The sequence below is a fragment of the Ralstonia pickettii genome (genome assembly GCF_016466415.2).
Classification (GTDB): Bacteria; Pseudomonadota; Gammaproteobacteria; order Burkholderiales; family Burkholderiaceae; genus Ralstonia; species Ralstonia pickettii.
The window spans coordinates 502,593-527,533 of record NZ_CP066772.2; the positions used below are offsets into that span (position 1 = coordinate 502,593).

Annotated in this window: 21 protein-coding genes; 16 read left to right on the forward strand and 5 right to left on the reverse strand. The window is 65.7% G+C overall.

Annotated features, from left to right (window positions below; translation table 11 throughout):
• The first annotated feature begins 234 nt into the window (after positions 1 to 234).
• The 4 genes from galU to RP6297_RS18525 all read left to right on the forward strand — a co-directional run bounded on the left by galU (position 235) and on the right by RP6297_RS18525 (position 6,091).
• Complete coding sequence (gene galU, locus RP6297_RS18510; RefSeq protein WP_009240212.1) at positions 235 to 1,185, forward strand: UTP--glucose-1-phosphate uridylyltransferase GalU; 951 nt, start codon at positions 235 to 237, stop codon at positions 1,183 to 1,185.
• A gap of 290 nt (positions 1,186 to 1,475) precedes the next feature.
• A complete protein-coding gene (locus tag RP6297_RS18515) occupies positions 1,476 to 2,816 on the forward strand; it encodes an MFS transporter (protein ID WP_009240213.1) in 1,341 nt (446 codons plus the stop codon).
• A 3-nt stretch (positions 2,817 to 2,819) separates the two neighbouring features.
• On the forward strand, positions 2,820 to 4,736 hold the full coding sequence (locus tag RP6297_RS18520) for a sensor histidine kinase (protein ID WP_009240214.1): 1,917 nt from the start codon (positions 2,820 to 2,822) through the stop codon (positions 4,734 to 4,736).
• Positions 4,733 to 6,091, forward strand: coding sequence for a sigma-54-dependent transcriptional regulator (locus RP6297_RS18525; RefSeq protein ID WP_009240215.1), 1,359 nt, complete (start codon positions 4,733 to 4,735; stop codon positions 6,089 to 6,091). Before RP6297_RS18520 ends, RP6297_RS18525 begins: the two co-directional genes overlap by 4 nt.
• Here the strand turns inward: RP6297_RS18525 and RP6297_RS18530 are convergent.
• Positions 6,088 to 6,888 (reverse strand): YhfC family intramembrane metalloprotease, encoded by an 801-nt coding sequence (locus RP6297_RS18530; RefSeq protein ID WP_009240216.1) that lies wholly within the window; start codon positions 6,886 to 6,888, stop codon positions 6,088 to 6,090. The genes RP6297_RS18525 and RP6297_RS18530 overlap by 4 nt on opposite strands.
• A gap of 125 nt (positions 6,889 to 7,013) precedes the next feature.
• On the opposite strand from RP6297_RS18530, the gene RP6297_RS18535 reads away from it, so the two are divergent.
• From RP6297_RS18535 to RP6297_RS18565, 7 genes are all read left to right on the forward strand, one after another.
• A complete protein-coding gene (locus tag RP6297_RS18535; protein WP_009240217.1) occupies positions 7,014 to 7,454 on the forward strand; it encodes a surface-adhesin E family protein in 441 nt (146 codons plus the stop codon).
• Between the two features lie 108 nt (positions 7,455 to 7,562).
• Positions 7,563 to 10,244, forward strand: a complete 2,682-nt coding sequence (locus RP6297_RS18540) for a PAS domain-containing protein (protein ID WP_009277043.1) — start codon at positions 7,563 to 7,565, stop codon at positions 10,242 to 10,244.
• 446 nt (positions 10,245 to 10,690) lie between these two features.
• Positions 10,691 to 11,851 carry an ABC transporter substrate-binding protein gene (locus tag RP6297_RS18545; protein ID WP_009240219.1) on the forward strand — a complete coding sequence of 387 codons (1,161 nt, stop codon included), beginning with the start codon at positions 10,691 to 10,693 and terminating at the stop codon, positions 11,849 to 11,851.
• A 130-nt stretch (positions 11,852 to 11,981) separates the two neighbouring features.
• Entirely contained in the window at positions 11,982 to 12,863 is an 882-nt protein-coding gene (locus tag RP6297_RS18550) for a branched-chain amino acid ABC transporter permease (RefSeq protein ID WP_009240220.1), read from the forward strand.
• Between the two features lie 10 nt (positions 12,864 to 12,873).
• On the forward strand, positions 12,874 to 13,782 hold the full coding sequence (locus RP6297_RS18555) for a branched-chain amino acid ABC transporter permease (RefSeq protein WP_009240221.1): 909 nt from the start codon (positions 12,874 to 12,876) through the stop codon (positions 13,780 to 13,782).
• A 7-nt stretch (positions 13,783 to 13,789) separates the two neighbouring features.
• Positions 13,790 to 14,587, forward strand: a complete 798-nt coding sequence (locus RP6297_RS18560) for an ABC transporter ATP-binding protein (RefSeq protein WP_009240222.1) — start codon at positions 13,790 to 13,792, stop codon at positions 14,585 to 14,587.
• The gene (locus tag RP6297_RS18565; protein WP_009240223.1) at positions 14,584 to 15,318 is read left to right on the forward strand and encodes an ABC transporter ATP-binding protein; all 735 of its coding nucleotides are present in this window, start codon (positions 14,584 to 14,586) and stop codon (positions 15,316 to 15,318) included. Before RP6297_RS18560 ends, RP6297_RS18565 begins: the two co-directional genes overlap by 4 nt.
• 108 nt (positions 15,319 to 15,426) lie before the next feature.
• On the opposite strand, the gene RP6297_RS18570 is transcribed toward RP6297_RS18565, so the two are convergent.
• A complete protein-coding gene (locus tag RP6297_RS18570; protein WP_171924793.1) occupies positions 15,427 to 16,299 on the reverse strand; it encodes a LysR family transcriptional regulator in 873 nt (290 codons plus the stop codon).
• Positions 16,300 to 16,504: 205 nt separating this feature from the next.
• On the opposite strand from RP6297_RS18570, the gene RP6297_RS18575 reads away from it, so the two are divergent.
• The 3 genes from RP6297_RS18575 (at position 16,505) to RP6297_RS18585 (ending at position 19,404) form a co-directional block, all read left to right on the forward strand.
• On the forward strand, positions 16,505 to 17,503 hold the full coding sequence (locus RP6297_RS18575) for a quinone oxidoreductase family protein (RefSeq protein ID WP_009240225.1): 999 nt from the start codon (positions 16,505 to 16,507) through the stop codon (positions 17,501 to 17,503).
• Between the two features lie 127 nt (positions 17,504 to 17,630).
• A complete protein-coding gene (locus tag RP6297_RS18580; protein WP_009240226.1) occupies positions 17,631 to 17,948 on the forward strand; it encodes a YciI family protein in 318 nt (105 codons plus the stop codon).
• 52 nt (positions 17,949 to 18,000) lie between these two features.
• A complete protein-coding gene (locus RP6297_RS18585; RefSeq protein WP_009240227.1) occupies positions 18,001 to 19,404 on the forward strand; it encodes a ClcB-like voltage-gated chloride channel protein in 1,404 nt (467 codons plus the stop codon).
• Between the two features lie 116 nt (positions 19,405 to 19,520).
• Here the strand turns inward: RP6297_RS18585 and RP6297_RS18590 are convergent, their stop codons facing one another.
• From RP6297_RS18590 to RP6297_RS18600, 3 genes are all read right to left on the reverse strand, one after another.
• On the reverse strand, positions 19,521 to 19,667 hold the full coding sequence (locus tag RP6297_RS18590) for a hypothetical protein (protein ID WP_004632373.1): 147 nt from the start codon (positions 19,665 to 19,667) through the stop codon (positions 19,521 to 19,523).
• A 123-nt stretch (positions 19,668 to 19,790) separates the two neighbouring features.
• Positions 19,791 to 22,319, reverse strand: a complete 2,529-nt coding sequence (locus tag RP6297_RS18595) for a PEP/pyruvate-binding domain-containing protein (RefSeq protein WP_009240228.1) — start codon at positions 22,317 to 22,319, stop codon at positions 19,791 to 19,793.
• Entirely contained in the window at positions 22,319 to 22,948 is a 630-nt protein-coding gene (locus RP6297_RS18600) for a TetR/AcrR family transcriptional regulator (RefSeq protein ID WP_009240229.1), read from the reverse strand. The genes RP6297_RS18595 and RP6297_RS18600 overlap by 1 nt, the downstream gene beginning before the upstream one ends.
• 119 nt (positions 22,949 to 23,067) lie before the next feature.
• Between RP6297_RS18600 and pip the strand changes: the two genes are divergently transcribed.
• Together pip and RP6297_RS18610 are read left to right on the forward strand one after the other, a co-directional pair.
• Positions 23,068 to 24,021, forward strand: coding sequence for a prolyl aminopeptidase (pip, locus tag RP6297_RS18605; RefSeq protein ID WP_009240230.1), 954 nt, complete (start codon positions 23,068 to 23,070; stop codon positions 24,019 to 24,021).
• Between the two features lie 3 nt (positions 24,022 to 24,024).
• Positions 24,025 to 24,930: a LysR family transcriptional regulator gene (locus RP6297_RS18610; RefSeq protein ID WP_009240231.1), complete on the forward strand. Its 906-nt coding sequence runs from the start codon at positions 24,025 to 24,027 to the stop codon at positions 24,928 to 24,930.
• Positions 24,931 to 24,941: the final 11 nt, after the last annotated feature.

Sequence of the window (24,941 nt, forward strand, 5' to 3'; positions counted from 1 at the left end):
TCTGTCCGGTCGCAAGTTGGCATAAACCGGTACGCAGAATTGGGTACGCTTTTTCAACTTTCGGCGCTGAAAGTTGGTGCGACCGCGTTGCAACCTGTTGTAGGAAAGGCGGCACCGCAGTGCCCGCCACGTTGCGCGGGGCACGTCAGATCGTGCTCCACCAAAAGATGGACCCGGGAGCTTCCGCTGGCATATGACTTGCTCATGACACTACGTCTCACCAATGGAGTTGTCATGAACGAGAAGATCACCAAGGCCGTGTTCCCCGTGGCGGGGCTCGGTACGCGCTTTCTCCCCGCCACCAAGGCCAGCCCGAAAGAGATGCTGCCGATTGTCGATAAGCCGCTGATCCAATATGCGGTGGAAGAGGCTGCTGCTGCGGGTATCACGGAAATGATCTTCATCACGGGCCGCGCTAAGCGGGCTATTGAGGATCATTTCGACAAGGCGTACGAACTCGAAACTGAACTGGCCGCCAAGAACAAGCAGGCGCTGCTTGAGATGGTGCAGTCCATCAAGCCGGCCGGCGTCGAGTGCTTCTATGTGCGCCAGCCCGAGACGCTCGGTCTGGGCCATGCGGTGCTGTGCGTGCAGAAACTGGTACGCGACGAACCGTTCGCCGTGATCCTGGCCGACGACTTGCTGGACAGCCAGCCGCCTGTCATGCAGCAGATGACGGAGCTTTACGATCACTACCGTTGCTCCATCGTGGGTGTCGAAACGATTGCGCCGGAAGCCTCGCGTTCGTATGGCGTGGTGGCGGGCCGTGAATGGGACGACCGCCTCGTCAAGCTCGACGGCATCGTCGAGAAACCGGCGCCGAAGGACGCACCGTCCAACCTGGGCGTGGTCGGCCGCTACATCCTGACGCCGCGCATCTTCGATCATCTGCGCAATCTGAAGCCGGGCGCCGGCGGCGAGCTGCAATTAACGGACGCCATCCAGAGCCTGCTGGCCGAAGAGCAGATCCTGGCTTATCGCTACCGTGGTCAGCGCTTCGATTGCGGCAGCAAGTTCGGTTACCTGCAGGCGACCGTCGAGTTCGCGCTGCGCCATCCGGAAGTGCGTGCAGACTTCGAAGCGTATCTGCATGACCGCCTTGGCCTGTCGCACACGCGTGAAGATTTGTCTGCCGAAGTGGAATCGTTGGTCCGCGGCGCCATTCCGCTGAGCGTGGCCGCCTGAGCTTCGCCTCTCTCTTTCTCAGAGCCGGTCGTGCGGAATCCCGCACAGGCCGCCCGGCCGATTCTGAGAAACCGCACACTTCTCCTGTCGTCCACCGTTCCGCCGATTTCCCGCAAAGCCTCGTGCCATGGGCGTTTGCGACGGATCGGCGCGTCTGCTTTTCGCATGGAATGCTTCTTGAGTAAGAGCGACCACCCATAAACCGGCGGACCGCTCGGACGTCGCACACGCAGCTGGGTGTGCCGACATGTCACCAGCAAAGGCCGCCGCCAACGCTCCAAGGAGACACCATGACGCAGCCCCAGGCTGGCGCGGTCGCGGGCGAGTTGTCGCCCACGTACGCCCCCATCAAAGACACCCCCGCAGATGTTCGCCGTCGTCTGCGTTCCATCTTCTCCGGTTCAATTGGCAATCTGGTCGAGTGGTACGACTGGTATGTCTACTCGGCGTTTGCGCTGTACTTTGCCAAGTCGTTCTTCCCCAAGGGTGACCAGACTGCCCAGTTGCTCAATACGGCAGCGGTCTTTGCAGTGGGCTTCCTGGCGCGTCCGGTGGGCGGCTGGCTGATGGGCATCTACGCCGATCGCTACGGCCGCAAGCGCGCGCTGTTCTTCTCGGTGGTGCTCATGTGCGCGGGCTCGCTCATCATCGCGCTCACGCCGAGCTACGCGACGATCGGCGTTGCGGCGCCGGTACTGCTCGTGCTGGCGCGGCTCCTGCAGGGGCTGTCGGTTGGCGGGGAATACGGCACGTCGGCCACGTACCTGAGCGAAGTCGCCAACAAGGAAAACCGTGGCTTCTACTCGAGCTTCCAGTACGTCACGCTCATCGCCGGCCAACTGACGGCGCTGGCCCTGCTGATCGTGCTGCAGCAGTTCGTGCTGTCGCCGGCGCAGCTCGAGGCGTGGGGCTGGCGCATTCCATTCTTTGTCGGCGCGCTGTGTGCGCTGGTGGCAATGGCCATGCGCTCGCACATGGAGGAAACGCAGTCCTTTACCGCCGCGAAGGCAAACAAGAAGCGCGGCACGCTGTCGGAGTTGGCCAAGCATCCGCGCGCCGTTGCGACGGTCGTGGGCCTGACGATGGGCGGTACGGTGGCGTTCTACACGTACTCGATCTACATGCAGAAGTTCCTGGCCAACACGGTCGGGCTGTCGAAGGACACGGCGACGCTGGTGTCGGGCGCCACGCTGCTGCTGTTTGCGATGCTGCAACCGATCGTGGGCGGGTTGTCCGACCGCATTGGCCGCCGCCCGATCCTGATCGCGTTCGGCGTGCTCGGTACGCTGTTTACCGTGCCGATCATGACCGGCATCAGCCAGACCACCAATGTGTGGGCGGCCTTCTTCCTGATCATGGCCGCGCTGGTGATCGTCTCGGGCTACACGTCGATCAACGCGGTGGTGAAGGCCGAGCTGTTCCCTGCGGAAGTGCGGGCGCTGGGCGTGGGCCTGCCGTATGCATTGACGGTGTCCATCTTTGGCGGCACGGCGGAGTACATCGCGCTGTGGCTTAAGCAGGCAGGTCACGAGTCGCTGTTCTATTGGTACGTGACGGGCACCATCTTCCTGTCGCTGTTGGTGTACGTGTTCATGCGCGATACTCGCGAGCATTCCCGCATCGAACATTGACCCATGTCGCCAACCGACGGCCACCCCGACCTTGCCCCACCCGCACGCGGGCGCGGCTGGCGCGTGGCTGTCGCGCTGGCCATGGCGGCATGCTGCGCAGCAGCGGGATGGGGCGCTTACGCCGTCGCCCTGCAGCGCTACGTTGCCACGCGGGCCGAAGAGGCCGGCCAGCGCACCACCTTCCACGCGCAGAACCTGCGCAGCACGCTGGCCCGTTATGAATCTTTGCCGAGGCTGGCGGCGTTGGAGCACGTCCTGCACGTTGCCCTGCAGGAGAATCCCCACGCTGGCGATGCTGTCACGCGCCGCGCGGCCAACGCGTATCTGAAAGAAGTACAGGCCGCCACCGATCTGGCTGCGGCCCATCTGATCAATACGACCGGCCTCACAATCGCGGCCAGCAACTGGGACCTGCCGACCTCGTTCGTCGGCCAGAACTACGCATTCCGCCCGTACTTTGTCGAAGCCATGCGCGAAGGGCTCGGTCGCTTCTACGGCGTCGGCAACACCACGGGCGAGACGGGCTATTTCGTCGCCGCGCCCGTGCGCGAAGACAACAAGCCGATCGGCGTGGTGGTCGTGAAGGTCAACCTCGATGCGTTCGAGGCCACCTTGTCGCGCAGCGGCGATACGGTGCTGCTCGTGGATCGGCACGGCGTGATCTTCCTGTCGTCGGTACCCGAGTGGAAATACCGCACGCTCGGCACCTTGAACGCGGACCAGCGCGCCGCACTTGACGCGACGCGCCAGTACGCACCGCACATCCTCACCCCGCTCGGCATGAACGATGGGCGAGCCGCGAGCGTACCCTTTTCTGCGGACCATCCCCCGCAGACCGTGCGCGTGGCATTGCCCGGAAAATCGGTATCGACACTGCGTGTGCAGTACCGCCCGGTGGGCCTGCTCGGCTGGCAGGTCGCCGTGTTGATCGACCCGCGCGACGAGCAGCGCACTGCGCTCGTAGCCGGGGCGAGCGCCGCGTTTGCGATGGCGCTCATCTTTGCCGTGCTCGTCGCTTTGCGTTTGCGTCAGCGCCGGCGCGAAGAGCAGCACCGCGCGCGCGCCGCGCTGCGCGAAGTCCAGCGCGATCTGGAAGCGCGCATCGCCCAGCGCACTGCCGAGTTGACGTCCGCCAACACCGCACTCGCCGGCAAGGTCGAGGCGCTTGACGCCGCGCAACGCATCCTGCGCGAAACGCGCGATGCCGCCGTGCAGGCCGGCAAGCTCGCCGTACTCGGCCAGATGGCCGCCGGCATCACGCACGAACTCAACCAGCCGCTCACCGCGCTCACCACGTTGTCCGACAACGCGAACCAGCTTGCCGAGCGCGGACGCATCGACGAAGTGCGCGGCAATCTCACGCACATCAGCCAGCTTGCCGAGCGCATGGGGCGCATCGTTTCGCACATCAAGGCGTTCTCGCGCAAGGGCGATGCGGCACGTGCAGCCGTGTCGGTGGACGAAGCCATCCGCCAGGCGCTGATGCTGGTTGAGACGCGTCGACGCCAGGCCGGCGTGACAGTGATCGCCGACCCGGTGCCGGCAGATTTGGCGGTGTGGGCCAATGCCGTGCGGCTCGAGCAGGTGCTCGTCAACCTCATCCGCAACGCCATCGACGCCACCGCCGAAGCCCCCGCAGCCGAATCGTCGACCGTGCGCGTGAGCGTCGAACCCATCGAGAAATGGGTACGCATCACCGTGCGCGACTTCGGCCCGGGCATTCCGGCCGATGTGCTGCCGCGCCTGTTTGAGCCGTTCTTCACCACCAAGGACGATGGTCAAGGCCTGGGGCTGGGCCTCGCGATTTCGCTGGCGATCATCGAAGATTTTGGCGGCCGGCTCGAAGGTCGCAATGCGGGTGACGATGCAGGTGGCGCAGAATTCATCATCGAGCTTGAACGCGTTGTGAAACCCACATGACTGAACACGGTACGCCGGACCTTTCCCCCATCGACCATGCACCCGTCTTCCTGATCGAAGACGATGACGTCGTGCGCCTGGGCTGCGAGCAGGCACTCTCGCTGGCCGATGTGCCGGTGCAGTCCTTTGCCGATGCGGAAAGCGCGCTGGCCGCACTCGCCACGCAACCACCGGCCGTGGTTGTCACCGACGTGCGCCTGCCCGGCCGCGACGGCCTGGCCGTACTGCGCGAGATGCTGCAGCACGACCGGCAGTTGCCCGTCATCCTCATCACCGGTCATGGCGATGTGACGATGGCCGTGGCTGCCATGCGCGCCGGCGCCTACGATTTCATGGAGAAGCCGTTCCACTCCGAACGCCTGATAGACGTGGTGCGGCGCGCGTTGGAAAAGCGCAGGCTCACGTCCGAAAACCTGCGGTTGCGTGAAGCGCTGCAGGGCCGGCAGGCGTACCCGTTGATCGGCCAGAGCGCCGTCATGCAGAACGTGCGCCGGCTCGTCACCGCGCTGGCGCCGACCGATGCCGACATCCTCGTCACGGGCGAGACCGGCTCGGGCAAGGAAGTGCTCGCGCGTGCCATTCACGAAAGCAGCCGACGTCGCGGCCCGTTCGTTGCGCTCAACTGCGCGGCGTTGCCCGAATCCGTGTTCGAGAGCGAGATGTTCGGCCACGAAGCCGGCGCCTTCACGGGCGCCAACCGCCGCCGCATCGGCAAGATGGAATACGCAGATGGCGGCACGCTGTTCCTCGATGAAATCGAATCGATGCCGCTGTCGCTGCAGGCCAAGCTGCTGCGCGCGCTGCAGGAACGCAGCATCGAACGGCTGGGCAGCAACGCGAGCGTGCCGGTCAATTGCCGCGTGGTGGCCGCCGCCAAGGTCGACTTGAAAGACGCATCCGATCACGGCCAGTTCCGTGCGGACCTGTACTACCGCTTGAATGTCGTATCGATTGCGCTGCCTGCGCTACGTCAGCGTGCAGAAGACATTCCGCTGCTGATGGCGCACCTTCTGCAACAGGCCGCAGTGCGTTACGAGCGCCCCGCGCCCGACTGGTCGGCGCAGGACATGATGCGCTGGCAGCACCACGACTGGCCCGGCAACGTGCGCGAACTGAAGAACGTGGCTGAGCGCTTCTGCCTCGGATTGGACGATGGCCTGGTGGCGTCCGAAGCGAGCCAGCATTCCCTGGCCGGGCGGATGATGGCAGTCGAACGCGCCACCATCGAGGAAGCACTGCGCGCCACGGAGGGCAACGTCGCGCGCGCGGCGGACCTGCTCGCCGTGCCGCGCAAGACGCTGTACGACAAGCTCAACCGGCACGGGATCGAGCCGGAGCGCTTCCGCAGCAGTTAGCGCAGCGAGGATTCGCCGATCTTGCGACCACCCTGCGGCGGCCAGCACGTTGCTGCCAGCAGCACGGCCGCCACGGCGTAGATCGCTTCAGTTACCGCCAGCGGCAGCACATGCACCTGGTACAGCGCAGCCGGCAAGTCTGCCAGCGCATGCAGCAACACCGCCAGCACGACAATCACAAAACGCCGCTGCCGCACCGCGTGCCACACCACCAGCGTGAGCGTGAACTGGATCAACATCGCCGCAACACGCTCGCTCACCGCACCGAGGGCCAGCCACGGCGAGAGCTGCGCGAGCATGGCGTGAATCGTCCCCACCATGGCGAAGGCGCCGCTGGCCGCCAGACGCGATTCGAGCTCGCCGCGGTTGGCGGCAAGGCCGAACATCACCATCTGCGCCTGCGATGCCGCACCGACCAGCCAAGCCTCGATGCCGGCGTGCCCGAGCGCATACGCCACCGGTGTGGCGGCATCCCCGGGCTTGCGCACGAGAAAGCGCAGGCCGATCCAGCGCCCGCTTTGCTCGAACACACCGGCCATCAGCGCGCCGTAGATGACGAACAGCGCAGGCATGCGCAGCCAATGCGCCGTCGTTGGATTGAGTTGCAGCAGATACAGGTGCAGCGTGCGTTCCAGCACCAGCGCAAACACGACAAACACCGCCGCGCCCACGCCGATGTCGCGCCACGCCAGGCCAAAGCGCCGCCGTAGCCAGAACCACGCCGCGACGGGCACGCTTGCGATGAGCAAGGCCGCGGCGGCGTGGGCAACGAGGGCAGGCAGGGCAACGGTGGGCATGGCGGATGGGGTAGTCGGGGCGATCGGGTTGGCGGCATGCTACCTGAGGGCGCAGGCGCGAGTCTTGCGGGCCAATTGTTACAATAGGTGCCTGCGGCAGCAGTGCCGCTTCTTGGTTTCTTGATATGGCAGGACAGACGGTCGTGAAACGCATGATGTGGCGGTGGATCTGGATATGCAGTGTCGGCGTGGGCGCCCTCGGCCTGGCAGTGCCTGCCCAGGCTGCGCGCTGGCACCAATATCTGACGACGACGTCCGTCGTGGCTTCCATCGATCGCACGTCGCTGCGCTCGAACCGTGCCGGTCACAAGACCTTTCTGGCCCGCACCGTGCTCAGGCGCAGCGAACGCCGCGCCCATGGGGCGCACTACCGGCCCGGCACGGTGATCCTCTCGCGCCAGGAGATCGACTGCCACCGCCAGCGCATTCGCCTGGTCGACTACGTGGTGCGCGGTCCCGACGGCGCCACGCTCGATACCGATACCGCAGCCGGCGCGCATTGGATGCGCATCCGCCCCGGGACGCTGGCGGCGCGTTCGGCCGCTTACGTCTGCGGCCGCCGCTAGACGCCACGGCGGCTCGACAATGACCGGCGGGCAGCGCACTATGGTGTCTGCCCTCCCACTACAACAAGACGCCGGCCGCGAGGGGCGCCGGTGCCAGCCGACCGTCCGATGAAACTGACCCTGAAGTCGCAGGCGGCCATCATGGCGACCGTCATCAGCGTGACGGTGGTGAGCCTGTTCGGCTGGTCGCAACGCGAGCCGATCCGCCGCGAGGTGATGGCGCAGATCAAGGTGCAGCAGACGGCCTTGGTCAAGGAGTCGGCGGAAGACCTCCAGAAGCGCCTGGACACGTACCTGGGCGTGCTCGAACGCACCGCGCAGCAGATGCGCTCCGTGCGGTTCGACACGCCCGCGCAGGAAGCGGCGTTCTACCAATCCATCCAGCCGGCCAGCGGCCTGTTCGACGGCGTGTTCCTGGCCTCGGCTGAGGGCAAGGTGACAGCCGCGACGGTGCGCCGCGCGAGCGTGGTCGGCATCGACATTTCCGATCGGGATTATTTCAGGCAGGTCATGGTGGTTGACCAGCCGACAATCTCCGCGCCGCTGCGCAACCGCGTGGGCAGCGAGCCCATCGTCATCCTGGCCGCGCCCGTGCATGATCAGGACGGCAATCTCGTCGGGCTGATCGGCGCGTCGCTGTACCTGCTCAAGCCGAACTTTCTGGGCGACCTGCGCGACATGCGCGTGGGGCAGACCGGCCATGTCTACCTGGCGACGCAAGGTGACAACCCCGTCTATATCGTGCACCCCGAGGCCGACAAGACGCTCGCGCCGCTCGATGCCGATCCGACGGCAGCCGCGGCCTTCCGCGCGGACCCGGATGCGCTGCCTGAGCGTGGCGGCGACGTGGCCACCAGGCAAGACATCATCGCGGCCGGCTGGACCCTCGCTGCCGTGTTGCCCGGCGCCGAAGCCAACCGGCAGCTCTTCCTCATGCGGCAGCGTTTTCGCTGGTCGCTGCTGGTGCTGGCGGCGCTGATCGGCGTGTCAGTCTGGGCGGCGATGCTGTGGCTGCTGCGCCCGCTTGGCCGGCTGCATGCCGCCATGACGCAGCTCTCTGCCACGGACTTGCGCAATGCGCCGCCGCTTGAGCGGCTCGGTGCTTCAGCGGAAATCGACGCGGTGTCGACGGCGTTTCACAAGCTGATGGGCGAGGTCGTTCGCCAGCGCGCCGAACTGGAAGCCGTGAACGATGCCTCGCCACTCGGGTTGTTTCGCTCGGATGTGGACGGCCGGACTGTTTATACCAACGAGGCGTATCGCCGCCTGCTCGGTGCCACGCACGAAGAGGCACTGGCCGACGTGTGGCTTGCGCGCCTGCATCCGGACGACCGCGATGCCATCATGGCCGGCTGGCGCGATGCGCTCGCGCGGGGGGCCGGCTACCACGCCGAGCAGCGCGTGATCGTGCCGGGCCTTGGCGAGCGGTTGCTCGTCGTTACGACCGCACCGGTGCGGGTGGACGGCGAGGTCGTGGGCCACGTTGGGGCCATGGAAGACATCACCGTCCGGGCACGGGCGCAACAGGCGTCGCGCGTGTTGACCAAGATCCTCGACTCCACCACCGACTTTGTTGCGCAGAGCGACATACAGGGCAACGTCACCTACATGAATCCGGCCGGCCGCCGCTTTGCCGGCATTGCGCTGGATGCCAATCTCCAAGGCCTGACCGTTGCGGATTTCTACCCACCCGAGACGATGGGCTGGCTGCGCGAGGTGGCCGTGCCTGCGGCGGCGCGCGATGGCGTCTGGATTGGCGAAACGACCGCGCGAGGTGCCGAGGGCCAGGTCGTACCGATCAACCACATGATCATCGCGCACCGCGATCCCGCTGGGCGCATGGAGTATTTCTCGTCTGTCATGCGTGACATCACGCAGGACAAGGCCGCCAAGGAAGCGCTGCAGCGCAGCCGCGAAACGCTGCAGACCGTGACGGATGCGCTGCCCGCGCTGGTGGCCTTCATCGACACCGACGAACGCTTCCGCTTCCTGAATGCCGCCTACGAGAAAGCGTACGGACGCTCAGCCGCGAGCATGCTCGGACAGACGCTGCGTGAAGTCGTGGGTGACGACGCCTACAGCCTCCTTCGTGATGCGTTGCGGCGCGCGCTGGGCGGCGAGACGATGGTCTTCGAGCGCGAACTCCGCGGCCGCGATCTGTACCGCTGCGAAGAGGTCAGCTACCTTCCGCAGTTCGACGCGCAAGGCCGCGTGGCCGGCGTGCATTCCGTCACGCTCGACATCACGGAGCGCAAGAAACAGGAGCTGCGCCTGCGCGCGCTGACGACCACCGACCACCTCACTGGCCTGGCCAACCGCGCCGGCTTTGAAGAGCGTTTGCTGGCGGCGCTCGACCAGGCGCGTGTGACCGGATCCACCGGCGCGCTGCTGCTGGTCGACCTCGACGGCTTCAAGGTCGTCAACGACACGCACGGACATGCCGTGGGCGATGCGCTGCTGCGGACCTTCGCGCAGCGCTTGGCACGGGCGGTGCGCCCGTATGACGGCGTGGCGCGCTTTGGCGGCGACGAGTTCGCCGTCATCCTCGAGCACCTGTCGCACCCGGACGACGCCAAGACGGTTGCGGCCAATATCCTCTCCGCATGCAACAAGCCGTTTCGCTGGCGTGAGGCGATGGTGCAGGTGGGCGCGAGCATCGGTATCGCGACTTTCGACGCGCGCACGCTGGCGCAGAGCGTCGTTTTCGAAGCCGCCGATGAGGCGCTGTATGAAGCCAAATCGCGCGGCAAGGGATTGTTTGTCAGCGCCGACGAGCTGTCGGCGGGCTGATTTCGCAGCGCCGCACGGCACGCAGAAACGGGTACGCTCGGCGCCGATCCGACGGTGTTGCGCAGGCGATATTGCGTCGCAACATCGGCCCCCCAGGCCTGGCGGCGGACAATCCCCTATCGCACGGTCGTGCGCTTTCCGGTAAAGTCCCGCGACTGACTGCACGCGCCGGCCACCCCGGCGCGTCGCACAAGAGCGCTGCACCCATGGCGCCTTCGCTTCACACTCCGACGCACTTTCGGTGCGCGCATGCCTGATCCGGCATCGCTCGCCCGGCTGGTCTTCCGCCGTTTCGCCAACGTTGTCATGCGTGGCGCGAAACCCGACAGGCGAGCGTCCGGACGCGATGCAGGGCGCATGCGGGGGAGCGACGGTGTTGGGCCAGCGCATCTTCGAGACGCATCGCATTCAAGCAATCGCGACGGACAAACAAGGAGCAGGTTCGCATGCAAAAAATGATCAAACGGCTGCTGTTGACGGCAGTGGCTGCGGGGGCGGCAATCGCAACGGGCACGACATTCGCGGCCCAGGACATCAAGATCGGTGTGGCCGAAGCGCTGTCGGGCGGTGCAGCCCAATACGGCGTGGCCATCCGCAACGGCTTCCAGCTGGCGGCTGATGAGATCAACGCTGCAGGCGGCATCAACGGCAGCAAGATCGCGCTGGTGATCGAAGACGAGCAGGGCAAGAAGGAAGAGGCCATCAACGTCTTCAAGAAGCTGATCTTCCAGGACAAGGTGGCGATGGTGTTCGGCCCCACGCTGTCCAACTCGGCACAGGCGGCCGATCCGATCGCGCAGGCGTCCAAGACGGTGGCCTTTGGTACCTCCAACACCGCAGACGGCATCACCAGCATCGGCGATTTCGTCTTCCGCAATTCCGTGACCGAAGCCGATGTGCTGCCGGCCACCATCCAGACCGTTGTGAAGAAGGCCGGCGTGAAGAAGGTGGCCGTGCTCTACGGCAACGACGACGTCTTCACCAAGAGCGGCTACGACAACTTCAAGAAGGCGCTTGAAGACCTGAAGATTCCGGTGACGACCACCGAAACGTTCGCCAAGGGCGATGTCGATTTCAAGGCGCAGCTCACCAAAATCAAGGCGACGAACCCGGATGCAATCGTGCTGTCCGCGCTGATTGCGGAGGGTGGTCCGATCATGGTGCAGGCGCGCCAGCTTGGCCTGAACGTGCCGGTCATCGGCGGCAACGGCATGAACTCGGTCAAGGTGTTCGACCTGGCCAAGGACAAATCCGACAACCTGTGGGTGGGCAGCCCGTGGTCGATCGAGAACCACACGCCCGAGAACAGCAAGTTCATCACCGCCTACACCACCAAGTACAAGGCAGCGCCGGACCAGTTTGCGGCGCAGGCGTATGACGCCATGTACATCGCGAGCAAGGCGCTGAAGACGGTCAAGTTCAGCGGCAACCTCGAAGCCGACCGCAAGGCGATCCGCGATGCACTGCCGGCAGTCAAGCACACCGGCGCGACGGGCGCGTTTGCCTTCCGCCAGGTCACCGCGCGTGGCAAGCCGGCCGGCTACGACGCCGTGCAGACGCCGATCGTGAGCGTGACCAAGAACGGCAAGTACACGATCGAGAAGTAATCTTCGGTTCTCGTTGAAACCCTTTGGACGAGACAGGCGGGGCGTAGCTAAACCTACGCCCCATCGCTTTTTTTGTGGCTGCCCGGTGACTGCCTTGGTCACGTTCGGCCGCACCTCACTCTGATTCATCATGCTGGAACAGCAACTCGTCAATGCGCTGTCGCTCGGGTGCGTGTATGCGTTGTTCGCCCTGGGGTTCACGCTGGTTTTCGGCATCCTGGGCGTGATCAACCTGTCGCACGGCGCGGTCTTCATGCTCGGTGCCTATGCGGCGCTGCAGGTCGTTCTCCACTTCGAACTGCCGCTGTGGGCGGCGCTGGCCGTCGGCTTTGTCGTGAGCGGGGTGGCCGGACTCATCATCGACGTGCTGCTGCTGCGCCCACTGCGCCGCCGCAACGCGCCGCACCTGATTCCGATGATCGCCACCATCGGCGCGGGCATCGCCATCAACAACGCCATGCAGGGCGTGTTCGGGGCGGAAAACCTGCGCTTCCCGGCCGGGCTCGTGTCGGATGCCTCGCTGGATCTGGGCGGCATCCACCTCACCCCGCTGGAGCTGAGCATCATCGTGCTGTCGTTCGCACTGATGGCCGCGCTCATGCTGCTGCTCAAGCGCACGCAACTCGGCCGCGCGCTGCGCGCGATTGCGGAGTCGCCGAAAGCCGCCGCGCTGCTGGGCATCAATGTCGAAGGCCTGTTCCTGCTGACCTCGTTTGCAGCGGCTGCGCTGGGCGGGTTGTCGGGTGTGCTGATCGGCTTGTACTCCAACGCGGTATTCCCGTTGATGGGTCAGCCGATGCTGCACAAGGGCATCGCGGTCATCATCCTCGGCGGCCTGGGCGATATTCGCGGCGCGATGCTGGGCGGGTTGTTCCTCGGGTTTGCCGAGGTGCTGTCGGTGGCCTACATCGGCTCGACCATGCGCGACGCCGTGGCGTTCGGTCTGCTGTTCCTGATCCTGCTGGTGCGGCCGCAAGGGCTGTTCGGCAAGGTGCTGGAACGCAAGGCATAAGGAGACCGACATGGAATGGTTCGACAACTTCTGGTCGGTCTACAGCAACCTGGTGCTGACGCTGGGCATCAATGCATTGCTGGCGCTGTCCATTTACCTGACGCTGTCGTGCGGCTTGCTGGCGATGGCGAATGCGGCCTTCATGGGCATTGGCGCCTACACGGCGGCGCTGCTGACGATGAACGCCGAGATGCCGTTTTCCGTCGCGCTGCTGGGCGGCATGGCGGCGCCGGCCGTGGTGGCCGTGGTCATCGGGCGGCCGACCCTGCGTCTTTCGGGCGTGTATCTGGCCATGGCGACGCTGGGTTTCGGTGAGGTCGTGCGCGTGCTGATCCTGAACACCGAGAACTGGACCGGCGGCGCGCTGGGCCTGAACGGCATTCCGCAATTGACCGAGTGGTGGCATGTGGCGGTGGCCGTGCTGGCGACGCTGTTCGTGCTGGCGCGCATGCGTCGCTCGAAGGTGGGCCGCGCATTCGAGGCCATCAAGGAAGACGAAACCGCTGCAGGGCTTATGGGCATCAACGTGGCCGGCACCAAGCTGCTGGCCTTCACGCTGGGTGCGGCCATCGCCGGGTTGGCCGGTGCACTGAATGCGCACCTCACGTTCTTCATCGGCCCGAACGAATTCGGCTTCGATCGCGGCGTCGAAATTTTGACGATGACGATTTTGGGCGGCACGAACGGCCTGACCGGCCCGGTGCTCGGCAGCCTGATCCTGTCATTGCTGCCCGAGCTGCTGCGTGCGTTCAAGGATTTCCGCCTGGTCGTCAATGGCGTGATCCTGATGGTGATCGTCCTGTTCCTGCCCAAGGGCATTTGGGATCCGGCGCGTTTCGCGCGCTGGTTCGGCATCAAGCGCGGCGGCACCATGCCTGGCACGGGCGCCACCCCGGCTGCTTCCAATGAATCGCACTGAGGCCGCCATGCTGAAACTCACCTCCATTTCCAAGCGCTTTGGCGGCCTGTCGGTCTTGCAGGACGTCAACATTGAAGTGCCGCAAGGCAGCATCTTCGGCTTGATCGGTCCGAACGGCGCCGGCAAGACGACGGTGTTCAATCTGATCACGGGCCTGCTGGCACCCACCGGTGGCTCGCTCACGTTCAACGGCGATAACCTGGTCGGCAAGAAGCCGCACCAGATCACCCAGATGGGCATCGCGCGCACGTTCCAGAACATCCGCATCTTCAAGGAGATGACGCTGCTGGAAAACGTGGTGGTCGGCATGCACCGGCATCTCGACTACGGCGCGCCGGGCCTGCTGCTGTCGCTGCCGAAGTACCGCGCTGCCGAGCGCCGCGCGCGCGACCGTGCGCTGGAACTGCTCTCCTGGGTCAAGCTCGACCACAAGGCGCATGACATTGCCGACAACCTCTCGTACGGCGACCAGCGCAAGCTTGAACTCGCGCGGGCCTTGGCCACCGAGCCCAAGCTGCTGCTGCTCGACGAGCCCGTCGCCGGCATGAACACCGGCGAGAAGGTCGACCTGATGGCCGAGATCGAAAACATCAAGGCGCGCGGCTACACGATCTTCATGATCGAGCACGACATGCGTTTCGTGATGGGCCTGTGCGAGCGCATTGCGGTGCTGAACTTCGGCCGCATCATCGCAGAGGGGCCGCCAGAGGCGATCCGCAACGACCCGCAAGTCATCGAGGCGTACCTGGGCCGCGATGACGACGATGACGCGAACGGCGATGCCCCGCAGAAGGAGACGGCATGACCACGTTGCTGGAAGTCAAAGGGCTGGACGTGTCGTACGGGCACATCGCAGCCGTCAAGGGCATCGACTTTGCGCTCAAGGCCGGCGAGATCACCTCGCTGGTGGGCGCAAACGGTGCGGGCAAATCGACCACGCTGCTGGCGCTTTCGGGCCTGATCCCGAAGTCGCAGGGCAACGTGCGCGGCCAGATCCTGTTCGAAGGCGAAGACGTCACGCAGTGGTCGGCCCACAAGCGTGTGGAGCGCGGCATCGTGCAGGTGGCAGAAGGGCGGGCCACGCTCACCACCATGACCGTGCGCGAAAACCTGGAGCTGGGCGCCTATACAAGAAACGCGCGCAAGGACCGCGGCCAGATCGCCTCCGACCTGGAGCGCGTATTCCACCTGTTCCCGCGCCTGAAGGAGCGCATCGACGGCCTGGCGGGCAACCTCTCGGGCGGCGAGCAGCAGATGCTCGCCATCGGCCGGGCGCTGATGGCTCGCCCGCGCGTGCTGCTGCTGGATGAGCCGTCGATGGGCCTCGCGCCGATCATCGTGCAGGAGATCTTCCGCATCCTGCGCACCATCAATGCCGAGGGTCTGACGATTTTCCTGGTCGAGCAGAACGTGCGCCAGGCGCTGAAAATTGCGCAACACGGCTACGTATTGGAAACCGGCGAGATCGTGTTGGCCGACAGCGGCAAAAACCTGCTGGGCAATCCGCGCGTGCTCGAAGCCTACCTGGGCGGCTGATTGTTCCGAACGCGCCTCGGCATGCAATATTGCCGAGGCGTAAGAACCGCATATCCATTGGGTTTGCGGTTCTTTTTCACCCAAAAGCGTACCCGTTTCTGCGTACGTTCAAAACCCCGCCAAGACGTGTCGCTGTGCCTCGAACAAGGCGATCAACGCGTCGGCCACAGCCCGCACGCGCGGTGATCGTCGAACGTCGGGGTGGATCACCAACCAGATTTCTCGATGCAACGCAGGGTCGTCGACGGGCAATCGACGCAAAAGCGTACCCGTTTCTGCGGGCGCGCCGAGCAGGTGCGGCAGCGCGGCGACACCCAGTCCGGCCAACGCTGCCTGATGCATTGCTGCCAGATCGCTGCAACGTAAGACCACGCGACGTTCGCCAGCGTAGTTGTCCAGCCAGCGCTGTTGCGGCACGTGGCGCAGGTTTTCGTCGTAGCCGATGAATTCCCATTCGGATTCGGGGCGTGCGAGCACTTCTGCGGTGGCGTACAGACCATAGCCGAGGTCGCCCAATGGCCGTGTCGCCAGGGCAGACGACGTTGGACGCGACAGGCGCACCGCCAGGTCGGCCTCGTGCGCCATCAGGTTGGCGTTGCGTTTTTCACCGAGCAGCACGAGGTCGATGCCCGGCCATTGCCGGCGCAGCGTCGCCAGGTTGGGCGCGATGATGTGGCTGGCCACCGTGGGTGGCGCAGAGATACGCACCGTCCCACGCAAGCTGCCCGCGCCTGCTGCCGCACGTGCAAAGCCAGCGGCTTCTTGCTCCATGCGTTCAGCGCGTTCAGCCAGCGCGTTGCCCTCCGCAGTCAGGCGCCAGCCGCGCGGCAGGCGGTCGAACAAGCGCACGCCCAACGATTGCTCCAACGCATCTGCACGCCGCGCGACCGTGGTGTGTTCCACCGCCAGACGTCGGGCAGCGGCCGACAAGCTGCCCTCGCGCGCCAGCACGAGAAAGTAGCGCACGTCATCCCACTGCAAGGAAGAAGAAGGTTCGACCGCCGCCGCACGCGCCAGGGCACGCACGTTTTTTGGCCAATCTGAGCTTTTTTGCACAGAAGGTGGTCAGCTTTTGTGAATTCCCGGGTGATTCTGAACGGATTACGCTTGTTTCACAACGTGACGACCGCAGTATCCGTCATCACCAAAACCGAAAAGCGTACCCATTTCTGCGAGGATTTTTGCCATGCAAGCCAAAGTGATTCAACTCCGTGAACCTGGACCGGCATTGGGTTTGCGGCCCGCCAGCCTGATGTTGCCGCCGCCCGCACCAAACGCGTTGACGGTGCGGCACACCGCCATCGGCGTGAACTTTGTCGATGTGTATCACCGTGCCGGGTTGTATCCGGTGCCGGCATTTCCGGCGGTGCTCGGTGTTGAGGGCGTTGGCGTGGTGGAAGCCGTGGGTACGGATGTACGCGGCTTTGTGGTTGGCCAGCGCGTGGCCTGGGCCGGCCTGATGGATGGCGCGCCCGGCGGCTACACCAGCTACCGCAACATCCCGGCCGAACGCGCGATTGCCTTACCCGATGCGCTGGATGACGAAACCGTGGCCGCCACGTTGGTGCGCGGCATCACCGCACACATGCTGCTGACGCGGGTACGGCAGGTGAGCGCCGGCGATACGGTGCTTGTGCACGCGGCAGCCGGCGGTCTGGGCGTATTGCTGGTGCAGTGGGCCAAGCGCCAGGGTGCGCACGTGATCGGCACGGTTGGCAGCGAAGCCAAAGCCGCCGTCGCCATTGGGCACGGTGCGGACCACGTCGTGCTGTATCGCCAGCAAGATGTGCGCGACGCCGTGCTGCAACTCACTGGTGGAGAAGGCGTCGACTACGTGATCGACGGCGTTGGCAGCGCGATGCTGCCGGCCTCGTTGGCGGTGACGCGGCCGTTCGGGATGGTGGCTAGCATCGGTCAGGCGGGCGATGTCGGCAACGCGCAAACGAACGTCGTCGATCTCGCGGCGCTTGGGCCCGCGCGCTCCATTGCGCTAGCGCGGCCAGGCGTGTTCCGTTACATGGCTGATCTGTCGAACTACCGGACGGGGGCACAGGCAGCATTGCAGCGCATGCTCGATGGCGTGCGCGTGCCGGTGGGCGGTACCTATGCACTCGAAGATGCGGCCGCCGCGCACACCGCGCTGGAGGCCGGGCAGACCTCGGGTGCGTTGCTCCTACGCCCTTGAGATCCCTGCGCGGCGCAGGGTTTCCATGCAAAGCGTACCCATTTCTGCGGGACGCTCGGCGTTGTTGTTTCACGTTGCCGGGTCTCGTGTTTCGAAGGTGTCACCTCATCCGATAAGGAGCCATCGCATGCTGTACCTGATTCTTTTCAACTACACCGCACCGCTCGAAGCACTCGATCGTGTGCTGCCTGCGCACCGCGCGCATCTCGATGCCCACTATGCGAGCGGCCACTTCCTGATGTCCGGGCCGTTTTTGCCGCGTGAAGGCGGCGGGATCCTGGCGCGTGCCGAATCCCGCGAAGAGATCGACGCCATCGTCGCGCGCGATCCTTTTGTGATCGAAAACCTCGCGCAGGCGCGCGTCATTGCCTGGGGCCCGAATCGTCGCAGCGCAGACGTACCGCAGGCGTGGTTGCCAGACGCCGTGGTCGCGACATCGACTTAAAACCGGTGCGGCGTCGTCGCTATCATGTCGACCTGTCCTGATGTGAATCGACATGACCGACACGCAGCCGCCTCAACCGGATATGCCGCGCCAGCCATGGTGGCGGCGCGCGATTGCCCGACTGCCCTTCGGTCGCGAGCATCTGGTGTTCGTGATTGCCGGCGTGATCGGCTGCGCGGGCGCTTTGTCGACGATCCTGTTTCGCGAGTGCTTGCGTCATCTGCAATGGTGGCTCTCGGGTACGGACCAAGGATTGGTGGCCACGGCGCGGGCGCTGCCATGGTGGGCGCGCCTGCTGGTGCCGACGGTGGGTGGACTGCTGGCAGGCATCACCTTGCAGGTGGGCCTGAAGTGGATCCCCCGAAAAGGCTCGGAAGACTATATGGAAGCCATTGCCGTGGGCGATGGCGTGTTGAGCGCACGGCAGAGCCTGGTACGCAGTGCGTCGTCGTTGTGCTCGGTGGCCAGCGGCGCATCGATCGGGCGCGAAGGGCCGATGGTGCAGCTGGCGGCAATGTGCGGCTCGCTGGTCGGCCGCGTGCTGCGGCACTGGACGCCCGTGCCGGTCGAGCAATTGCGACTGCTGGTCGCGTGCGGTGCGGCGGCCGGGATCACGTCTGCCTACAACGCGCCCATCTCGGGCGCCGTGTTCGTCTGCGAAATCGTGTTTGGTGTCATCACCACGGCGACGCTCGGGCCGCTGCTGGTGGCGGCGGTCACTGCTGACATCGTGGTGCGCCAATTCTTCGGCTACGGGGCGGTCTACGAGATGCCGCACTTCGATTTCGTTTCCGGCTGGGAAGTGCTGACGTATCTCGGCCTGGGTCTGGCCGCGGGGATGGCGGGGCCGTTGCTGCTCGGTTTGATCGACCGCGCGCGCGATGCGTTTGCACAGACCAAGCTGCCGCTCACGTTGCGCCTGGCTGCCGGCGGGTTGATTGTCGGTGCGCTGTCCACAGGCGTGCCCGAGGTCTGGGGTAACGGCTACAGCGTGGTCAATGCGTTCCTGCACGAGCCGTGGCTGTGGCAGACGGTGGCGCTGGTGCTGATCTGCAAGGTGGTGGCGACGGCGTCAAGCGCAGGGTCGGGCGCAGTGGGCGGTGTCTTTACGCCCACGCTGTTCTGCGGCGCCGCGTTGGGTTTGCTGTATGGAACAGGCATGCACGCGCTGCTGCCGGATGCGGCGCCCGTGCCGGTCAGCTACGCCGTGGTCGGCATGGGCGCGCTGCTGGCCGCCACCACGCATGCGCCACTCATGTCGATCCTGATGATCTTCGAGATGACGCTGTCGTATCAGGTGGTGCTGCCGCTCATGTTGGCCTGCATTACCGGCTATGTGACGGCACATGCAGCGGGTGCGCCGTCGGTGTATGCGCGCGCGCTGGCGCGCAATCGTCAGGACGCAGGCGACGACGCCCAGCACCTTCGAGTGCCATCAGACGACACGCAGAAATAGGTACGCTTTGCCGGTTGGGGCTGCGCGCTCGAAATCTTTCGGGATGGCAAGCTTGCCGTGTCAGCGCCACACCGGAGACGGTGCGACGCAACAAATGCCGGAACCGTCGGTTCGGCTTAGCGGCCCGAACGGCGATACAACTCGGCCATCATGCCGCAGCTTTCCACGTGCAGCGCGACGGCGCGGCTGGCTTCACGGCGCACGATCTGCCAGAAACGGGCGAAACGCGAGGCGGGGGCGGCTTTGAGAGCGACGGTGTTCATGGCGATTCCTTCTGAAGACTGATTTAGGGATAACCCTACTAGGGAATACCCGAATGTTAGTCCGAAGATTGCGCCGCAGCAATTCGCATTCGCCAGTGTCGCCTCATCACCACATCGGGGTGGCTAACCCGCCACTCTGCTGACCGTGCCGGTGTTGCCATCCACGCGGATCGTCTCGCCGTCTTTCAACTGGGCCCGGATGCCGGGCACGTTCACCACCGCCGGAATCCCGAACTCGCGCGCCACGATGGCACCATGCGACAGGTAGCCGCCGGTCTCCATGACCACGGCGCCGGCCTTCAAGAAGAGCGGCGTCCACGCGGGGTCGGTACTGGGCGCGACCAGGATGTCGCCGGCTTGCAGCGCTGTACCGGCGGCAGCGTGGTCGACCAGCCGTGCCAGCCCCTGTGCCGAGCCTGCGCCGACGGCTGTGCCGCTCCAGGCGTCTGCGGCCAGGGCGATCGGCACAGTGGCCGCGACCGGCACCTCCCCATGTTCGGTGATGATGTCCGGCTCCTGCGCAGCAGCCCAATCGTTCAATTGCCGGCGGCGTTCACGCGCACGCTGGGCCGCAAAGCGCCGCGGCAGTGCGCCGGTGCCTGCGGCCACGCATTCGTCCAGTGTCAGGTTGAAGATGTCTTCCTGCGCATCGAGTCCATCCTTGCCGACCAACCTGTCCGCCAGCTTCAGCAGGCCGATGCGCAGCGCTTCCAGATATGCCACGAGCGCGCTGCGCGCGGCCTCCCGCTGATTGCTGTCACGCACGGCACCCTTGAGCATGCCCCGCACGATCGGCCGCACCCAGCACGGCAGACGTTCCCACGCTCGCTCAGACGCCGTCTGCTGCCTTTGCCGCCCCGCCCCGGCATCGGTGCCGATCAGTCCGACCACGAGGTCTAGCAAGTAGTCCGGTTGCTCGCGCCAGCGCGGGTGGCGGAAGTAGCTCTCTTCAATGGCGCGGTGGCCGTAGCGCTCCACGAACGTACTGAAGTGCAGGCGGAACGGGCTGTGCGCCGGCAGTTGCTGCGTCCACTGCGTGCCGATGCGTCTGTCGCCGCGAAGCCAGGCGAGCGCTTCGGTATCGGCGGCGGCCGTGTGCGCCAGCGCCATGAGGTCATGGCTCTGCTGCGCGGTGACGCTGGGTTCTGCGCCGGCCATGAGCGCGGCGGCCAGCGCGTGGCCCTCGCCGGGGCACTGTTTTTCGATCACGTCGACCAGCCCCGAAACGGCGCCGCCCGCCGAGCCCTGCAGGAAGAACAGGCTGTCTGCGCGGCGCACAATGTTGAAGCGCTCGCGCAGGCAGGTGGCCAGCTCGGCGGTCGCTTCCGGCCACGCGTCTTCACGCCATTGCGCGGCTTGCTTGCGGGCCCGGTTCAGATCACTTTGCGCATGGCGGCGCGCAGCGCCTGCTCTCAATAGATATCGCACGAGCCGTGCGCCTCGCGCCAGCCGCTGCGGCCACGTGGTGCGGGGCAGCGCAATCTCGGGCTGCGTGCCGCCCAGCATGCGGTTGATGGCGTCAGGCGCAATGCCGAACGCGTCAAACGCCTCCCACGGCATCAACGAAACATCGAGATACACGTGGCCGCCGAAGAGCCTGGCGCGCTCCAGGCCCGGCAGTAGCGAGTAGCCCGCAAGCGAGTACGCCAGCGTCAGCATCCGGTTGGCCGCGTGGCCATAGAGCGCCCAGTCGATGGGCGACAGCGGCGAAGGGAACACCTCGCGCGTGTTGCCGCGCGTCCAGAACGTCGGTTGCGTTTGCAGGGCGGGGTAGGTGGAGCGGGCGGCCGTGGTGATCGGGCGCGCCTGCACGATCCAGAAGCGCTGCCCGTCCCAGACCCATTCCATGTCATAGCGAGGCAGTGCAAAGTCGAGCGCGCGGGCCGTGTCGCGTGCAACCGTGGCCAGGGCGATGAGCTGCGCGTCGTCCAGCACGGCGCAGCGGGCGTCTTCTGTCGCGGTGTCGGCGAGTTCCGTGCCGCCTTCGGCCAGCGCGCGCGTCACGCGGCGCTTGGTGCCGATCTGGCGTTCGACCACGCGCAGCGTGTCGTCCTGCGGCGCGACTTCCAGCCGGTCGACGTCGCCATCGGCCTGGCCGCTCACCAGCGCTTCGCCCAGGCCCCAGTGCGCGTTGATGACGATGTGGTCATCGCGGCCGGTCAGGGGGTCGCCCGTGAACGCGATGCCTGCGGCCACCGCCGGCAGCATCGGCATGATGACCACGGCCATCGCCAGGTCGGTGGTGTCGATGCCAAAGCGCTCGCGATATGCCAGCGCTTGCGGTGCGTGCGCGGAGTCCCACACGGCGCGCACCGCGTCCCCCAGCGCCTGCGCACCGACGACGTTCAGGCGTGTCTCATGAATGCCCGCGAACGAGCGTTGCGCGGAATCCTCCTGCGGCGCGGACGAACGCACTGCCAGCGGCGTGTTCTGCCAGCCGCGCGCCGTCAGCGCTTCGGTGATGGCAGCCAGCACGGCGTCGGGCACGCCATCTCCGCGACTACGCTCGCGGCTGGCATCTGCGGCCAGCACGAAACCATCGGGCACCGGCACGCCGAGCATCGCCATGCGTCCAAGCTGCCAGCCCTTGCCGCCCGCCACTGCGGCGCCGGCCGCCGCGGCAGCCGGCCAATCGAGCACGCGCGGGTTCATCACGCCTCCTTGCGGGCCATGCCGTGCAGGAACAGGTCGATGACCGCGGAGAAGCCCGCGTGCAGGTCGGTGTCCGGACGCGCAAGCCAGCGCATCAGCGCGCCGAGGTACAAATACTCGAAGAGCCCAGCGAGGTGCTCCGCATCGAGCCGCGTGTCGAGTTCGCCCGAGCGCTGCGCGGTGTCGATGAGCATCATGAACACCGATTCAAGCCCGCTGCGCTTGTCTGCGTCACGGTTGCGGGCGGCCAGGTCGGCGCTGGCAAAGCGGTAGCGGAAATACGCGGCCAGATAGGGCCGGCGCACGTTGCACCAGTCGGCCGAGGCGGACAGCAGCACCGCCAAGCGCGAGGCGAAATCCGGCTGCGCCTCGATCTGCGCACGCAATTGCGCGCCGCCTGCCGCCAGCTCGGCGTGGAACTGGTGCGCCAGCAGGGCTTCCTTGACTGGAAAGTGGTTGTACAGCGTGCCCTTGGACACATCGGCCTGCGCGGCAATCTGCTCCATCGTCACGGCGTCGTAACCGTGCTGCTCGAACAGGGAAAAGGCCGTGGCCGCCAGGTGGTCCAGCGTCTGGATGCGCTTGCGTTCGCGGCGGCCGGCTTCGATGGGGGACGGACTGGACGACATGGTGGGCTCGCTATTATTAAACGAGGTGCAATTTTATACGTCGTTCAGAAATATGTGCAAGCGGGAACCCGTCTGTAGAATCAGCCCATTCCCACGGCAACCTCTCGACAGGACCGACCATGTCTGCACTGCGCACGCTGTATCCGCCCATCGAACCGTATGAAACCGGCATGCTCGACGTGGGCGATGGCCACACGATCTACTACGAGCGCGTCGGCACGCCCGGCGCCAAGCCGGCGGTGTTCCTGCACGGCGGGCCGGGCGGCGGGGTTTCGGCAGACCACCGCCGCGTGTTCGATCCGGCACGCTACGACGTGATGCTGTTCGACCAGCGCGGCTGCGGGCGGTCAACGCCGCACGGGGGCCTGGAGGCGAACACCACTTGGCACCTTGTGGCCGATATCGAACGACTGCGCGCCATCGCCGGTGCGGACCGTTGGCTTGTCTTCGGCGGCTCGTGGGGCTCGACGTTGGCGCTCGCTTACGCGCAGAAGTATCCGCAGCATGTGAGCGAACTCGTGCTGCGGGGCATCTACACCGTCACGCAGGCCGAGCTGCGCTGGTATTACCAGTACGGCGTGTCCGAGATGTTCCCCGAGAAATGGGCACGCTTTCAGGCACCGATTCCGGAGGCCGAGCGCGGCGACATTATTGCGGCCTATCGCAAGGTGCTGACCGGCAACGACACCGCCAGGCAGATCGAGGCCGCCCGCGCGTGGAGCGTGTGGGAAGGCGAGACCATCACGCTGCTGCCCGACCCCGCCAACAGCGCGAAGCACGCCGACGACCATTTCGCCCTGGCCTTCGCGCGGCTGGAAAACCACTACTTCACGCATCAGTGCTGGCTGGAAGAGGGCCAGCTGTTGCGCGAGGCGCACAGGCTGGCGGACATTCCCGGCGTGATCGTGCATGGGCGCTACGACATGCCGTGCCCCGCGCGCTATGCGTATGCGCTGCATCAGGCGTGGCCGGATTCGGACTTCCACCTGATCGAAGGTGCCGGTCATGCGTGGTCCGAGCCGGGCATCCTCGATCAGTTGCTGGCCGCAACGGACCGCTTTGCCGGCAAGTAACCCATGACGGATTCCGCCGACCTGCGCTTCCTGCTCACCATCCAGGACAACGGCAGCCTGGTGGCGACGGCGCGCGCGTTGGACTTGACGCCATCGGCCGTGTCGCAGCGCCTGCAGCAGCTGGAGAAGAAGCTGGGCACACGGCTGGTCGATCGCACGGCGCGCAGCCTGCGCTTTACGCAAGAGGGCGCGCTGCTGTGCGAGCGCGGGGCAGAGCTGATCCGCCAGCTCGATGCACTGGCGGAGGATTTGCACACGCGCCGGGGCGGCCTGGTGGGCACACTCAAGGTGAATGCGCCGCTGGGGTTTGGGCGACGTTACGTGGCGCCCGTCATTGCGGATTTCCAGCAGCAGCATCCCGATGTCGACATCGAACTGGCGCTGTCCGATGCGCCGCTTGTCGAGGCGGCGGACCGCTTTGATGTGGTGGTGCATATCGGCGCATTGCAGGTATCGAACCTGGTCGGCCATGCGATTGCGCCGAATGCGCGCTTTGTCTGCGCGTCGCCTGCGTTCGTGAAGCGCTTCGGTTTGCCGGAAACGCCCGATGACCTTGCCGCGCTGCCTTGCATCGTTCTGCGCGAGAACAAGGAAGATGTGTCGCTCTGGCACTTCAGCAAGGGCCGAACGAGCCGCAGCGTGCGCGTGCCCAGGCCGCTCATCTGCAACGACGGCGATGTCATCCGCCAGTGGGCGTGCGAGGGGCGCGGCGTGATCCTGCGCTCGGAATGGGATGTCGCCGACGACCTGCGCGCAGGCCGACTCGTGCGATTGCTGCCCGGCTGGAAGGCGCCGGACGCCAACGTGATCGCCCTCACGCACAACCGCGCGGGGTTGCCGCAACGCACGCGTCACTTCATGCAGGCGCTGCAAAGCCCTTTCAAGCCGCAGCCGCCCTGGCGCGCCTGATGTAGCGATAC

Coding starts and splice junctions, on each gene's coding strand:
- galU (WP_009240212.1), top strand. CDS start 235: ATGAACGAGAAGATCACCAAGGCCGTGTTCCCCGTGGCGGGGCTCGGT.
- RP6297_RS18515 (WP_009240213.1), top strand. CDS start 1,476: ATGACGCAGCCCCAGGCTGGCGCGGTCGCGGGCGAGTTGTCGCCCACG.
- RP6297_RS18520 (WP_009240214.1), top strand. CDS start 2,820: ATGTCGCCAACCGACGGCCACCCCGACCTTGCCCCACCCGCACGCGGG.
- RP6297_RS18525 (WP_009240215.1), top strand. CDS start 4,733: ATGACTGAACACGGTACGCCGGACCTTTCCCCCATCGACCATGCACCC.
- RP6297_RS18530 (WP_009240216.1), bottom strand. CDS start 6,888: ATGCCCACCGTTGCCCTGCCTGCCCTCGTTGCCCACGCCGCCGCGGCC.
- RP6297_RS18535 (WP_009240217.1), top strand. CDS start 7,014: ATGGCAGGACAGACGGTCGTGAAACGCATGATGTGGCGGTGGATCTGG.
- RP6297_RS18540 (WP_009277043.1), top strand. CDS start 7,563: ATGAAACTGACCCTGAAGTCGCAGGCGGCCATCATGGCGACCGTCATC.
- RP6297_RS18545 (WP_009240219.1), top strand. CDS start 10,691: ATGCAAAAAATGATCAAACGGCTGCTGTTGACGGCAGTGGCTGCGGGG.
- RP6297_RS18550 (WP_009240220.1), top strand. CDS start 11,982: ATGCTGGAACAGCAACTCGTCAATGCGCTGTCGCTCGGGTGCGTGTAT.
- RP6297_RS18555 (WP_009240221.1), top strand. CDS start 12,874: ATGGAATGGTTCGACAACTTCTGGTCGGTCTACAGCAACCTGGTGCTG.
- RP6297_RS18560 (WP_009240222.1), top strand. CDS start 13,790: ATGCTGAAACTCACCTCCATTTCCAAGCGCTTTGGCGGCCTGTCGGTC.
- RP6297_RS18565 (WP_009240223.1), top strand. CDS start 14,584: ATGACCACGTTGCTGGAAGTCAAAGGGCTGGACGTGTCGTACGGGCAC.
- RP6297_RS18575 (WP_009240225.1), top strand. CDS start 16,505: ATGCAAGCCAAAGTGATTCAACTCCGTGAACCTGGACCGGCATTGGGT.
- RP6297_RS18580 (WP_009240226.1), top strand. CDS start 17,631: ATGCTGTACCTGATTCTTTTCAACTACACCGCACCGCTCGAAGCACTC.
- RP6297_RS18585 (WP_009240227.1), top strand. CDS start 18,001: ATGACCGACACGCAGCCGCCTCAACCGGATATGCCGCGCCAGCCATGG.
- RP6297_RS18590 (WP_004632373.1), bottom strand. CDS start 19,667: ATGAACACCGTCGCTCTCAAAGCCGCCCCCGCCTCGCGTTTCGCCCGT.
- RP6297_RS18595 (WP_009240228.1), bottom strand. CDS start 22,319: ATGAACCCGCGCGTGCTCGATTGGCCGGCTGCCGCGGCGGCCGGCGCC.
- RP6297_RS18600 (WP_009240229.1), bottom strand. CDS start 22,948: ATGTCGTCCAGTCCGTCCCCCATCGAAGCCGGCCGCCGCGAACGCAAG.
- pip (WP_009240230.1), top strand. CDS start 23,068: ATGTCTGCACTGCGCACGCTGTATCCGCCCATCGAACCGTATGAAACC.
- RP6297_RS18610 (WP_009240231.1), top strand. CDS start 24,025: ATGACGGATTCCGCCGACCTGCGCTTCCTGCTCACCATCCAGGACAAC.